Origin of the sequence: Larsenimonas rhizosphaerae (genome assembly GCF_023700005.1) — a bacterium.
In the GTDB taxonomy this organism is placed as follows: domain Bacteria; phylum Pseudomonadota; class Gammaproteobacteria; order Pseudomonadales; family Halomonadaceae; genus Larsenimonas; species Larsenimonas rhizosphaerae.
In genome coordinates this window covers 48305-62412 of record NZ_JAMLJK010000004.1, presented here as the reverse complement: position 1 = coordinate 62412, position 14108 = coordinate 48305, and the positions used below count along the sequence as shown (strand labels likewise).

At 56.6% G+C, this 14108-nt stretch carries 11 protein-coding genes; 3 read left to right on the top strand and 8 right to left on the bottom strand.

What is annotated here, in order from left to right:
• The first annotated feature begins 79 nt into the window (after positions 1-79).
• A complete protein-coding gene (locus tag NAT21_RS13595) occupies positions 80-1813 on the top strand; it encodes a methyl-accepting chemotaxis protein (protein WP_250939252.1) in 1734 nt (577 codons plus the stop codon).
• Positions 1814-1897: 84 nt separating this feature from the next.
• Here the strand turns inward: NAT21_RS13595 and NAT21_RS13590 are convergent, their stop codons facing one another.
• From NAT21_RS13590 to NAT21_RS13575, 4 genes are all read right to left on the bottom strand, one after another.
• The gene (locus NAT21_RS13590; protein WP_250939250.1) at positions 1898-3454 is read right to left on the bottom strand and encodes a phosphoenolpyruvate carboxykinase; all 1557 of its coding nucleotides are present in this window, start codon (positions 3452-3454) and stop codon (positions 1898-1900) included.
• Positions 3455-3696: 242 nt separating this feature from the next.
• Positions 3697-4584: an Hsp33 family molecular chaperone HslO gene (gene hslO / locus NAT21_RS13585; RefSeq protein ID WP_250939383.1), complete on the bottom strand. Its 888-nt coding sequence runs from the start codon at positions 4582-4584 to the stop codon at positions 3697-3699.
• 22 nt (positions 4585-4606) lie between these two features.
• The gene (locus tag NAT21_RS13580; protein ID WP_250939248.1) at positions 4607-5002 is read right to left on the bottom strand and encodes an RNA-binding S4 domain-containing protein; all 396 of its coding nucleotides are present in this window, start codon (positions 5000-5002) and stop codon (positions 4607-4609) included.
• Between the two features lie 62 nt (positions 5003-5064).
• Positions 5065-5721, bottom strand: a complete 657-nt coding sequence (locus NAT21_RS13575; protein WP_250939246.1) for an HAD-IA family hydrolase — start codon at positions 5719-5721, stop codon at positions 5065-5067.
• Between the two features lie 165 nt (positions 5722-5886).
• On the opposite strand from NAT21_RS13575, the gene nudE reads away from it, so the two are divergent.
• Positions 5887-6465 (top strand): ADP compounds hydrolase NudE, encoded by a 579-nt coding sequence (gene nudE / locus NAT21_RS13570; RefSeq protein ID WP_250939244.1) that lies wholly within the window; start codon positions 5887-5889, stop codon positions 6463-6465.
• A gap of 58 nt (positions 6466-6523) precedes the next feature.
• Here nudE and NAT21_RS13565 read toward each other — a convergent pair whose 3' ends face one another.
• Together NAT21_RS13565 and ilvD are read right to left on the bottom strand one after the other, a co-directional pair.
• Complete coding sequence (locus tag NAT21_RS13565; protein WP_250939242.1) at positions 6524-6901, bottom strand: hypothetical protein; 378 nt, start codon at positions 6899-6901, stop codon at positions 6524-6526.
• 518 nt (positions 6902-7419) lie between these two features.
• Positions 7420-9279, bottom strand: coding sequence for a dihydroxy-acid dehydratase (gene ilvD / locus NAT21_RS13560; RefSeq protein WP_250939241.1), 1860 nt, complete (start codon positions 9277-9279; stop codon positions 7420-7422).
• Positions 9280-9461: 182 nt separating this feature from the next.
• Between ilvD and NAT21_RS13555 the strand changes: the two genes are divergently transcribed.
• Complete coding sequence (locus tag NAT21_RS13555) at positions 9462-10226, top strand: SDR family NAD(P)-dependent oxidoreductase (protein ID WP_250939240.1); 765 nt, start codon at positions 9462-9464, stop codon at positions 10224-10226.
• A 65-nt stretch (positions 10227-10291) separates the two neighbouring features.
• Here the strand turns inward: NAT21_RS13555 and lon are convergent, their stop codons facing one another.
• A complete protein-coding gene (lon, locus tag NAT21_RS13550) occupies positions 10292-12652 on the bottom strand; it encodes an endopeptidase La (protein WP_250939382.1) in 2361 nt (786 codons plus the stop codon).
• A gap of 185 nt (positions 12653-12837) precedes the next feature.
• Positions 12838-14100: a DUF945 family protein gene (locus tag NAT21_RS13545; RefSeq protein WP_250939239.1), complete on the bottom strand. Its 1263-nt coding sequence runs from the start codon at positions 14098-14100 to the stop codon at positions 12838-12840.
• Positions 14101-14108: the final 8 nt, after the last annotated feature.

Genomic DNA, 14108 nt, shown 5'->3' with positions numbered 1-14108 from the left:
CGACCCTGTCCCGGTGCCAGCGCGACCTCATCCAAAAGGGCGTCTCCTGATCGGCACCGACCTTATTGAGGAAGGCGTTATGGCCATTCAATTCAACAGTCTTAAAACCAAATACATGGCGGCATTCATGGGTGTCGCCATCGCACTGCTGATAACGCTGCTGCTGGCAGAGCTGACCATTTCATCCACTCGTGATCGCATGGTCGAATTCAGCGGCACGTTCAACCGTGCTGTATCCGCCGTCCTCAATGCCGACAGGGATCTGTACCAGGCCCATGTGGCAGAACTGAATTACCTTTCCCTGCCCAGCGAATCAAAGGCTGCCGCCGATGCAAAGGCAGATTACGAGGAAAATGCCCAGCAGGCGTTCGATCGCATGAAGCTCTACCAGTCCAGTCTGGCAGCGTATCCGGCCCTGGTTGAGCGGGTAAGCGATTTCGAGCAACACTATGCCCTCTGGAAACAACAATCCAGCCAGGTCTTCGCCCTCAAGGCCGCAGGTGATACCGCGGCGGCCACGGCATTGAGCCAGGGCCAGTCGCTGGATGCCTTTTCCCGTCTTAGAGACGTCTACGACACCGCCGGTGAAGCAGCAGACCAAAAGATTGATCAACTGGGTGCAGAAACCCTTGGCGACATCTCGAATCGAATGATCATGCTGTGGATCGTATCCGGCTCCGCCTTCATTTTTTCCGTCGTGGTCGCTCTGATGGGCCCCACCCTGCTGACACGCAACATCAAAAAACTGATCAATCGTATCCATGACATTTCCAATGGGGAAGGCGACCTGACACGGCGACTTGATGCCTCGCGACAGGATGAACTGGGTGATCTTGCAAGGGCCTTCAACGAGTTCGTCGAGCACATTGACGAGACCCTCTCGGGCGTTCAACACAGCACAGCCAATGTACGAGGCTCCGCAAACGAAATCGCCGGCAGCAGCCGCGAAATGGCGTCACGTACCGAGAAGACCGCAGCCAACCTGGAACAGACCACCGCCTCCATGGAAGACATGACACAGGCCGTCAACAAGACATCCGATGCAGCGAGGGAGGCCAGTCGCCTCTCCGAGCAGACGGCTGAACTGGCCAGAGACGGGCAGCAGGCCATGACAGCCGTGGAAGCCAGCATGGACAACATAAGTACCTCGGCAGGCAAGGTCAGCGACATCATCACCCTGATAGACAGCATTGCCTTCCAGACCAACCTGCTGGCATTGAACGCCTCGGTAGAGGCTGCCCGCGCCGGGGAGCATGGCAGAGGGTTTGCAGTAGTGGCCCAGGAAGTTCGCACACTGGCAGGCCGTGCCGGAGATGCTGCGCAAAACATCCGCGATCTGATCATGACGTCGGCTGAACACACCGAGAATGGCACCAGGATGGTCATACAGGCCAGCGAAACCATGACGCGCATCCTGGAAGGAGTTGAACAAGTCAATACCACCATCAACCGCATCAGTGGTGAATCCCAGGGCCAGAGCGACGGTATCAGACAAATCAGTCTGGCCATCAACGAGCTGGATCAGATTACCCAGCAAAATGCTGCCATGGTGGAAGAATCAAGTGCGGCAGCCGATGACCTTCGTGAACAGACAAGCCACCTTTATCAGATGATCAGCGGGTTCAAACTCAGCAAGCAGGCCCCGACGGTTGCAGAAACCTCGTCGCACCCTGCACCTTCGACCGCACCAGCACCAGCACCAGCACCGAAAAAGGCACCAGCACCTGTGAAACCCCTGGCCCAAAAGACAGCTACGCCACCTCGCAGGACAGTACCTGATACTGTTAGTGAGGATGACTGGACAGAGTTCTAAGCGAATCATCACTTCTGTAAAAGCCAGTCAAAAAAAGGGGGGAAGACAATGTCTTCCCCCCTTTCCTGTTACTTCATACTGACATCAGGCCTGCGGACCAGCCTTGATGATTTCGTCGTCCACGCCTTCGAATTTTTCAAAGTTGGCCACGAATTTCTGGATCAGCGCCTCGGCCTGCTCGCGATACGCTGCCTTGTCTTCCCAGGCATTGATCGGATTGAGCAGATGGGACTCAACCCCTTCCACTTCCAGTGGAACAGACAGGTTGAGCCCCGGTACATGTTCGGTTTCCGCGTGACGCAGAGCACCGGACTGAATGGCGGCAATCACGCTACGTGTCGTCGGAATGCTGAATCGCTCTCCGCCCTGGCCGAAGGCACCACCGGTCCAGCCGGTATTGACCAGATATACCTGAGACCCAAAAGCCTCGACACGTTTCATCAGCAGCTCGGCATACACATGTGCCGGCCGCGGAAAGAACGGCGCACCGAAACAGGTAGAGAACGTGGCTTCCAGTTGTGACGTTGAACCAATCTCGGTAGACCCGACCTTGGCGGTATACCCGGACAGGAAGTGATAGGCAGCCGCTTCAGGCGAAAGAACCGAGACCGGCGGCAGCACGCCACTCATGTCACAGGTAAGGAAGATAACGGCGGTAGGTTCTCCGGCGCGGTTATCAGGAACCCGCTTTTCCACGAACTCAAGAGGATAGGCTGCGCGGGCGTTCTGAGTCAGAGATGTGTCGTCATAATCCGCTGCACGCCTGTCATCCAGCACCACGTTTTCAAGCACGGTGCCATAGCGAATCGCTCGCCAGATAATAGGCTCGTTCTTCTCGGACAGATTAATGGTCTTGGCATAGCAGCCCCCTTCAATATTGAAGACGGTACCTTCACCCCAGCCATGTTCGTCATCACCGATCAGATAGCGGGAAGGGTCAGCAGACAGCGTGGTCTTGCCTGTGCCGGACAGCCCGAAGAACAAGGCCGTTTCGCCGTTTTCGCCAACGTTGGCACTACAGTGCATTGGCAGCACGTCCTTTTCCGGCAGCAGAAAGTTCTGCACCGTGAACATGGCCTTTTTCATCTCGCCGGCATAGCGCATGCCAGCCAGCAATACACGACGGCGCGCAAAGTTGATCATGACCGTGCCATCCCCATTGACCTGATCCCGCTTCGGATCACAGGTAAAGGTTGGCGCGCTCAGGATTTCCCATTCGCCCTTGCCGCGCGGATTGTACTGGGGCGGACGGACAAACAGGTTACGGCCGAACAGCGCATGCCATGCAAATTCGGTACGCACACGCATCGGCAGATAATGGTCCGGATCCGATCCGACATGCAGCTCGTTCAGAAAAGAGGCCTTTTCGGCGACATGATCTTCCACCCGCTCCCACAGCGCATCAAAGATGGCCGGAGTGGTCGGCTGATTGACCGCGCCCCACTCGATGAATTCGCTGGTGGAGGGCTCGTCGACAATAAAACGGTCCCGCGGCGACCGCCCGGTGCGGTGTCCGGTTTCCGCAACCAGTGCACCATCTACCGAAAGGTGCGCTTCGTTGCGCATCAGCGCCTGTTCCACCAGCTCGGGCATCGTAAGATTAACGAGCGGCTTCGAAGAACTGTCCAGTTGTGTCGTCATGTATATCCTCGGCCGTGAGGCCTCTCTCTCGTTGGTACTTGCTTGTAAAGCAGGGGCATTATATGCGCCCTGACATCCACGCTGCCCTCTCTAATGGAGGTTTACAGCAAATATCCCGCAGTGCATGCCTTTCACGGGGCCGCCAGTATGGCAAAAAAGCACGAGGCCGGGAATGGCCGACAGGGAAGGCGCGACATCTTATGCACATACGGCACAACGCATGCCAGGCGCAGTGTCGGTTTTCAGTGCACTGTCGGCGATGGGGCGCCGGGATTTTCGATCAGATGCTCGATATCCGCCGCCGAGAAATGATAGCTCGTATTACAGAAATGGCACTGCGTATCAATGGCCTGGCGCGTTTCCAGGGTTTCGCGCAGCTCGGTTTCGCCCATACTCAACAGCGCCGCGGCAAACCGTTCCCGAGAACAGGTACACCCGAACGACAGGGGCGCAGGATCAAAGACTCGAATCTGTTCTTCGTGGTAAAGCCGATACAACAGCTCTGTAGGCTCAAGCGACAGCAGCTCATCGCTCTTGACGGTCTCGGCCAGTTTGGTCGAACGATTCCATGCATCCGGGTCCTTGCTGGACTGATCATCCGGAAGGGTTTGAAGCAGAAGCCCGCCGGCAGCATGCTCACCAGCGGCCAGCCACAGCCGCGTCGGCAGCTGCTCTGACTGGGAGAAATAATGCTCAAGACAGCCCGCCAGCGTGTCGGAATCCAGCGCCACGATGCCCTGGTAACGCTGTCCGTCCCTGGGGTCGAGCGTCATCACGATATGCCCTTCACCCATCAGATCGGCCAGTGAGATATCCGATGCGATATCTGCATGCTCATCAAACCGTGCAACCGCGCGCAATGACTGGGCACGCTCCTCGTTCCCCGGGTTGGATTCAGCCATCAGAAGAGTGGCCGCACCCTTGCCTCGCACTTCCAGACTCAATACACCATCAAGCTTGATGGTAGTAGTCAACAGTGCAGCGGCCGCCAGCAACTCACCCAGCTGGCGTCGAATGCCGGCGGGATAGTCATGACGAGCAACGACCTCGCCAAAGGTATCGGCAAGTGTTGCCACTTCGCCGCGTACATTGGTGTCGTCAAACATGAATCGTTGTATATGGTCCATAATTTTCTCTTTCGCGTCTGCCATGTCAGGTCTCGGTATCCTGACGCTGAAAACGCTGAATGTGTCGCCGCTCCCGCTTGTCGGGACGATGTTTGGGCGGTTGCATTGCCTGATTGGCCAGGCGCCGGCTTTCGGCTTCCTTCAGACGGCGGGTCTCGCTGTCAGGCGTTTCCTGATACAGCAAACGTGCCTCAGGTGCACCACGGCGCTGGCCGGAAAGAGACAACACCTCAACTTCAAGGATGTCCCATCCCTGCGGCACCTTCACCAGTGCGCCCTTTTCCACCATTTTACTGGTCTTGGCGCGCGCGCCGTTGTAATTCACCTTGCCGCCTTCAATGGCCTTCTTGGCCAGCCCACGGGTCTTGAAAAACCGCGCTGCGCACAGCCACTTGTCCAGTCGAACGTCATTGTCGCTCATGAGCACTCCTGTATGTCGTGTGCATGACTCAGGATATGAGGGCTGATCTGCTCAATGACAAGTCAGGGCAATTTCACCATGGTCTCTGCAAATCGGTCGAGCGCCACGAACTCGGCAAATACCTTTCGGGGAGACTGACTATTGGGTTGCAGGATACCCAGTAGATGGCGAATACCGTGCTCGCGTGCGGCTTCAAGCACTCTGACATTATCATCAATCAACAGGGTTCTGGTCGGGTCGAAGCCCAGCCGCTCCTCAAGCAGCAACCAGAATTCGGCGGCCTCCTTGGGATGGCCTATATCTTCGGAAGATACGATATCGTCTACCAGCTCATCCAGTCCGGTCATTGGCAGCTTGAGGGCCAGGCCACGCCGGTCCGCGTTGGTCGCCAGCACAACTCGTGGATGCTGCTCCCTGAGCCACAGCAGGAAGTCGCGAGCATCCTGTCGAAAGCCGATCAGATGAGCCACCTCCTTCTTGAGTGCGACAATATCGAGATCCAGTTCGCGAGACCAGTACTCGAGGCTATAGCCGTCAAGTGTGCCGTACTGCTCCATGACTCGACTCAGCATGGCCTCACTGGCAGCTTCATCCAGCTTGTGTAATTCCCGATAACGCTTCGGAAGGTGTTCCAGCCAGAAGTGGCTGTCAAAGTGCAGATCCAGCAGCGTGCCATCCATGTCCAGCAGCACCGTATCGACACTCGACCAGTCGATCATGCTTGTTCTCCCCGGCAATAAGCCTTCATTGTAAGCGTTGACATTCGAGACGCCAGAGTCATATTCGGCTCATCCGGAATGCTGAATTTTCCTGCACCGGTTTTCAATGCCGGGTACTACGGTATTGAGTACCATGGGCACAGGATACAGCCAGGAGGTAATGCCATGCCGAAGAAAAAACCCTGCGTTGACGCCGTTTACCCGGTCGCAGAAAGTCGCCTTTTCCGGATTGAGGCGCTGGATTTGACGTTCAGCAATGGCGAACAGCGCTGCTTTGAACGCCTGAGTACCTCAGGCACAGGCAACGGCGCGGTCATGATAGTGGCCATGCCGGATGACGAGCACGTGCTGTTGATCCGCGAATATGCTGCAGGTATTGAAGACTATACGCTGACCCTGCCCAAGGGCATCATTGACAACGGTGAGGATGTGCTCACTGCCGCCAATCGTGAACTCAAGGAAGAATGCGGATATGGGGCACGAATACTTGAGCCACTGACCGAGCTTTCCCTGGCGCCCAACTATATGTCCTACCGTATACAGGTAGTGATCGCTCAGGATTTGTACGAAGAAACCCTGCCGGGCGATGAACCCGAACCGATGGAAACCGTGCGGTGGCGGTGGGATGAGCTTGGCGCGCTTCTGGCAAGAGAGGACATGCATGAAGGCCGTGCCATTGCGGCATTGTTCATGGCGCGGGAATATCTGAAAACGCGTGAAAACAACGATGCTCGATGGTGGTAGGCTTTCCTGAGCACAAAAAAGCCGGCTTTAGCCGGCTTTTTTTTATACACATTTAAAATTACTGTGCTGACGGAGACTCACCGGTTTTGGTCGGATCATCATTACCGTAGGTCGGTGTTGCTTCCATCTCGGCAGAAGCACCCTGACGACCTGTATTCGTTACCGGTTGCTGCGCAGCGTGATCCGGATTGGCATCGGAGCCTTCATGCTGCATCTGAGCAGAATGACCCTGACGACCAGTATCCATGTTGCCGGTATTGTCACCAATAGTGCTGGGGGTGGTCTTGCCATCAGTAGCAGTATCGGTGGCTTGGCTGCCCATGTATTCCTGACCATCGCCGGTCGGGCTTACGTCATTCGCGCCGGTCTGAGCGGCCATGGCGAATGTCGGTAGTGTAAGTGCTGCGCAGAAGGCAGTAGCTATCAGCTTGTTCATGGTTCCATCCTTAAGCTTCCACGGGAGGTTATCCCCCGTTCAGGGTGCTTGATGCTGCTTGGTGTCGTGGCAGATAGAAGCAGTGTTCATCCTGAACGACCCCTTGAATCAGCTCGACCTTACATGGTCCTTTGCCAACATCCTGTCGGCAGGGAGTGCATCAACTCTATGACTGTAAACCTAGACAAAGCCAGACCAAAAGTCAAAGTTCTGTACAAGATTTCATTGACACAGTATCACCAAGTTATATCGCGCAGTGACGTTGTTTGCACCTTTTTAACCGACTGCAAGACAATTTGTTAAGTGTCATTTCAAACAGTGGCCACATTTTGAAGCCGTCTGGATCAGGTGGGTTAGCACATGGTTACTCCGCAGCGCATATGAGTGCCCGCCCTCTTCTCGGTACCGTAGTCTCGAGAGCCCTTACAGAATGAGCATGGTACTGATCTGCGTCATGATCATGTGCCGTAAAGATAAAAAAGGCTCGCCGGTGGCGAGCCTTTTTATGGGGAACGGTGTTACTGGCTCAACAACTGTTCCAGCTTGGTAATATCACGCACCGCGCCACGATCTGCTGAGGTAGCCAGCAGTGAGTAGGCCTTGAGAGCAGCCGACACATGTCGATCCCTGGTGATACCAGGTTTCCAGGCATCTTCGCCGCGATCATTCATCGCCTGACGACGGTGCGCCAGCTCTTCCATGGAAAGATCGACATTGATGGTGCGATTGGGGATATCGATCCTGATCATATCGCCCTGCTCAACCAGACCGATTGCGCCACCGGCAGCCGCCTCAGGAGAAACGTGACCGATCGACAGGCCGGAGGTGCCGCCGGAGAAACGTCCATCGGTCAGCAACGCACATGACTTGCCCATTCCTTTCGACTTCAGGTAGGAGGTCGGATACAGCATTTCCTGCATGCCAGGGCCGCCACGAGGCCCCTCATACCGGATTACGACAATTTCGCCTTCCTTCACCTTGTCATCAAGAATGTGCTCGACAGCCTGATCCTGAGACTCGACCACATGTGCCGGGCCTTCGAACACCAGAATGGAGTCATCAACGCCAGCGGTTTTGACCACGCAGCCACTCTCGGCGATATTGCCGTACAGCACGGCCAGACCACCTTCACGGGAGAAGGCATTGTCAAGGTTGCGAATACACCCGTTGGTACGATCACCGTCCAGTGACGGCCAACGGGATGACTGTGAAAATGCTTCCTGAGTGCGTACGCCCCCCGGCCCGGCCTTGAAGAAGTCCACTACTTCCGGTGTAGGATTACGCATGATATCCCACTCATCCAGAGCGGCCTTCAGCGTATCGCCATATACGGTAGGCACCGACGTATCGAGAACACCGGCCCGATCAAGCTCACCCAGAATGGCCATGATGCCACCGGCACGGTGACAGTCTTCCATGTGATACTTCTGCGTATTGGGCGCCAGCTTGCAAAGCTGGGGTACTTCACGTGAAAGCCGGTCAATATCGGCCATTGTGAAATCGATCTCGGCTTCCTGAGCCGCAGCCAGCAGGTGAAGGATCGTGTTGGTGGATCCCCCCATGGCAATATCCAGCGTCATGGCATTTCTGAAGGCTGCCTTCGAGCCGATGGCCCGCGGCAGAAGGTGCGCCTCATTGCCTTCATAATAGCGCTTGGCCAGGTCAACGATACGGTGACCTGCCGTTTCAAACAGCCGCCGCCGATCACTGTGCGTAGCAAGGGTGGTACCGTTACCGGGAAGGGCCAGACCCAGGGCTTCCGTCAGACAGTTCATCGAGTTGGCAGTGAACATGCCGGAACAGCTTCCGCAGGTCGGGCACGCACTGCGTTCGACTTCGTTGAGCGTCTCGTCGTCCACGCTATCGTCGGCCGCCATGACCATGGCATCAACCAGATCCAGACCATGATTCAGCAGTTTGGTCTTGCCTGCTTCCATCGGCCCGCCAGATACGAAGATGACCGGCACGTTCAGCCGCATGGCCGCCATCAGCATCCCCGGGGTAATCTTGTCGCAGTTGGAAATACAGACCAATGCATCAGCGCAATGGGCGTTCACCATGTACTCCACGCTGTCGGCAATGATGTCGCGACTCGGCAGCGAGTAAAGCATGCCGTCGTGGCCCATGGCGATGCCGTCATCCACCGCGATGGTATTGAATTCCTTCGCCACGCCACCGGCCTTCTCGATTTCACGTGCCACCAGCTGCCCCATGTCCTTCAGGTGAACATGGCCGGGCACAAACTGGGTGAAGGAGTTTGCTACGGCAATAATCGGTTTCTGAAAGTCGTCATCCTTCATGCCGGTCGCACGCCAGAGCGCGCGGGCACCAGCCATGTTACGACCCTGGGTTGTCGTTCTAGAGCGATATTCGGGCATGATGTCCTCATCTTGTTTATTCGTCTGCGCATTATCAGCGTCATGACGGGCAACAGGGTTGCCATGTGTCTCAGCAAAATCATTTTGTCACGGGGCGCGCGCCCTTGACCAGACCAGGAGCACGCAGAGCCGGCAGAAAGCGGTTATGCTCACCTGTGTGTATTCACTGATAATGGAGATTCATGATGTCGACGCCCGTCGTGTTCATTACCGGGGCCACCTCCGGGTTCGGTCGTGCCTGTGCACACCGCTTTGCCAGCGCCGGCTGGGCCCTGATACTGACCGGTAGACGCCAGGAACGGCTTGAAGACCTGAAAACGGAACTGAAAGACAGCGTACCGGTATACAGCGCTGTTCTCGATGTTCGTGACAGCCAGGCCGTGACAGCAATGATCAATGACTTGCCTCCCGAGTTTTCAGACGTTACCTGTCTGGTCAACAATGCCGGTCTGGCGCTGGGCGCCGGGCCCGCACAGGAAGCCAGCCTCGAGGACTGGCATACGGTCGTGGATACCAACATTACCGGCCTGCTCAACGTGACACATGCACTTCTGAACACGCTGATCAGGGTGGGCCGCGGAGCCGCCATCATCAACATCAGTTCAACGGCCGCCCTGTGGCCCTACCCGGGCAGCCATGTCTATGGCGCCTCCAAGGCATTCGTGAACCAGTTTTCCTATAACCTGCGCTGCGACCTCAAGGGCACCGGCGTGCGCGTGACCGATATCGCGCCAGGCATGGCCGAAACCGAATTCACGCTGGTACGCATGAAAGGCGATCATCAGGCCAGTGATAACCTGTACAGCGGTGTTGAGCCCATCCAGCCGGAAGATATTGCCGAGCAGGTATTTTATGCGGCAACCCTGCCGCCACACCTTAATATCAACCGCCTCGAAATCATGCCGGTCTGCCAGTCCTGGGCAGGGCTTGCCGTTGATCGCGAGTAGGAAGTCGGCTTATCCATGAAAAAAAGGCCACCCTGTCGGGTGGCCTTTTGAATGATTACTGCCGGCTATTGCCCGAAGACAATTCGCGATACATCACTGTATCTGGTCGCAAAATGCACGGTCATGCCCTGCTTCAGATACTCGGGCAGTTCGTCATAATCCCGCTTGTTGGCCTGAGGAAGAATCAGCTCGGGGATATCACTGCGGCGTGCAGCAATGACCTTTTCGCGAATCCCACCGACTGGTAATACCTGTCCCGTCAGCGTGATCTCACCGGTCATGGCCAGAGGACGATCAATCTGACGTTCCAGTGCCAGAGAGAGTAGCGCCGTGGTCATGGTGACGCCCGCCGAAGGGCCATCCTTGGGCGTGGCACCTTCCGGCACATGCATGTGTACAAAGGCCTCGTCGAAAAAGCCCTTTGGCGCACCATATTCTTCCAGATGCGCAACGGCAAAACTGTAAGCCAGATTGGCAGATTCCTGCATTACCTCGCCCAGCTTGCCGGTCAGCTTCAGCCCCCGTGACAGGCTGTGTACACAGCTGGCCTCGATGGGCAGCGTAGCTCCGCCCATGGATGTCCAGGCAAGACCGGTGACTACGCCTTCACCACGCAGTACCTTCTCCTTACGAAAAATGGGTGCTCCCAGGAACTCCTCGAGGTTATTGACCGACACCTTGACGGTCTCCTCCTCGCTTTCCAGTAACCGCACGGCAGCCTTGCGCACAATGCGGTGAAGCTGCTTCTCGAGCTGGCGCACACCTGATTCACGGGCATAGCCTTCGATGACCTGCTTGAGCGCGGCATTGGTCAGGTTGATGCGCTTTTTGGGGATGTTATTGCGACTCAGAAGACGCGGCCAGAGAAAGTGACGGGCAATGCCGTATTTTTCCTCGGCAATGTAACCGGAGAGTCGAATCTGCTCCATTCGGTCCAGCAATGGCCCGGGGATGGTATCCAGCTGATTAGCCGTGCAGATGAACAGCACCTTCGACAAGTCGAGACGCACATCCAGATAGTGATCCAGGAAATCCGAATTCTGCTCCGGGTCCAGAACCTCAAGCAGGGCCGACGCCGGATCGCCCTGGAAGGACTGCCCCAGCTTGTCGATCTCATCAAGCATGATGACCGGGTTTTGTACCTCGATTTCCTTCAGTGCCTGCACCAGCTTGCCAGGCATTGCACCGATGTAAGTGCGTCGATGCCCCTTGATTTCAGCTTCATCCCGCATGCCACCGACCGAGAAGCGATAGAACTTCCGATCCAGCGCCTCGGCAATGGACCGGCCTATCGAGGTCTTGCCGACCCCTGGTGGGCCCACCAGCAGCAGAATCGAGCCCCCGACATCCCCCTTGAAGGTGCCCTCGGCCAGAAACTCGATGATGCGTTCCTTTACATCATCCAGCCCATCATGATCTCGATTGAGCACACTGCGGGCATGAGGCAGGTCCAGCTGATCCCTTGAGAAGACGCCCCAGGGCAACGAAGTCAGCCAGTCCAGGTAGTTCCGGGTGGTGCCGTATTCCGGGGAGCCGGTTTCAAGCATTCCCAGCTTGTCGAGCTCCTCCTCGATGCGCGTCAGTACTTTCGGCGGGACAACCAGGCCCTCCATTCGCTCCCGGAACGTATCGACATCGTTGTCGCGGTCATCCTTTGAAATGCCGAGTTCCTTCTGAATGACCTTGAGCTGCTCACGCAGGAAGAACTGGCGCTGATGCTCCTGCATCCTGGAATTGACCTGCTCGGAGATTTCACCCTGAAGCTTGGCAACATCGATTTCCTTGCGCAGCAACGGAAGCACCACCTGCATGCGCTCAAGCACCGGCAGGGTTTCCAGCACGCCCTGCAGCTCGTGGCCTTCTGCAGAGGTGATGGCAGCCGCAAAATCCGTCAGTGGGCCCGGCTCGTTGGGACTGAAATGGTGCAGGTAATTCTTGAGCTCTTCCCCATAGAGCGGATTGATCGGCAGCAGTTCCTTGATGCCATTGATGATCGACATCGCATAGGCACGCGTCTCGTCACTGTGCTTGTCGAGAGCTTCCCTGGGATACTGCACTTCAACCAGATACGGGGGCGTCCGAGACAGCCAGCGCACAATCCGGAATCGGCGCAACCCGCGGGCAATGAACTGAATCTGCTCATTGGACTGCTTGGCCTGATGAACCTTCACCGCCGTGCCGACGGTCGGAAAATCATCATCGCTGAGATCGTCAGACTGCCCGTCACCCACAAAAGCCACACCCACCATGTGGTGTGACGTTTTGGCAACGGCCTGCATGGTCTCACCCCAGCGTGCCATGTTGACCAGAAGTGGCTGCACCTGGGCGGGGAAAAAGGGGCGATTATGCAGTGGCAGCAAATAAAGACGCTCGGGAAGCGATTCCTGGCTTGGCACCATGCCCTGGCCGGGAGACGCCGTATCCATCCCGTCATCGTCGATCAGTACTTCAAACTCGTCGTGTTGATCCGTCATGTTCTTCCCTGGTCTGGTGGAGACATGTCATGTCTCGATGAGATCAGCAATATGGGCGATACAGTGTGCAATCAAGCACTCGGATACAAAAACGCGCCCCGAAAGGAGCGCGCAGTAACTCATTGCCATCTCACAGACTAGTTCAAACGCATCAGTCTCTGGTCATTGACTGTCACAATCCCCTGATCAATCCGGAAGACCAGCGTCTGCTGATCAGGTGATAACCCTGCAAACAGCGCTACCAGTGGCGGAGCATGATTCAGAGTAAAGGTGCCATTCAGCCGATTGATCAACGCGTCCTGTCCCTGAGGAGTAGTCAGCGCATCGGCCGGCATGGTGTCGATGCCCTGTCCGTCAAACGTCAGGCGGCCAGTCATGTCTACCGGCTCCTTGACCATCGGGCTTTCAAGGGAGAGGGTCTTGAGGGTAAACACCGGTGACGGTGCCAGCAGCTTGAGTACATGCGGAGATATCGCCGTCAACGTACGCTGCGACGTGATGGCATCCGTATCCTCGAACCACTCCGGATGTTCATTGCCAATGGCCGCAATGGCCTGCCATGCCGTGGCGTCCAGCCCATCAAGCGTGCTTTCAAAGGCGATATCACCCAGCGCCTGTCCCGAGGCTTCAATGCCCTTCAGGCTGCCACTGGAATGCTGATTCCACTGGTCATTATCCCTGACTGCTTCCCCGGAAAACTCCAGTGCACCGATCGTGACCGGCATCAACTGACTGGCCGACAGGGTAAGCCCGTCCGAGGTCATGTGATATTTCTGGTGATCCGGGTTATCCCTCGGCCCCTTCTGATCCATCACGAAACGTGACGCGCCGGCCGTCATGGCCCCCTGTGCATCACGATACTCAAGCCCTGCCAGATCCGCCGTGGCGTTGACAGAGGCGTCGGTGTAATCCGCTCTGATCGTCAACCCGTTGATGTTCATCATCTGAAGCCCGGTATCGGCCTTCATGTCCGGCATCTCAAGTTCGGCCCTGCCGCTCTGATCAAAATGCTTGAGCGTGGCATCGAAATGCGCCTTTTTGCCATCCGCCAGAATATCCGCCAGTACCCAGGGCGCATCAGCGCCGGTACGCGCATCAAGGGTGCCGTCAAGCCCGGTAGAAAGCAGGCCGTGATGAGCCGTCCAGGGCGCCTGCAGGTTCAGGGGAGTGGCCTGGGCATCGGGTTGATAACGGACATTCAACACCCCGGTCGAGGTAAACCAGCCATCATGCCGATCAGCCACGTCCATTGTCATCCCGTTGTCGGCGGCATTGATCTGTTCTACCTGGCGCGTCAACTCCTGGTCAAACCGGTGTGCACTGTAGGCATGCCCACCGACCCACAGGGCTGCACCCACGATAATGACGCCACCCAGTCCATAAACGACCGCTTTTTTCATTTCCCCTC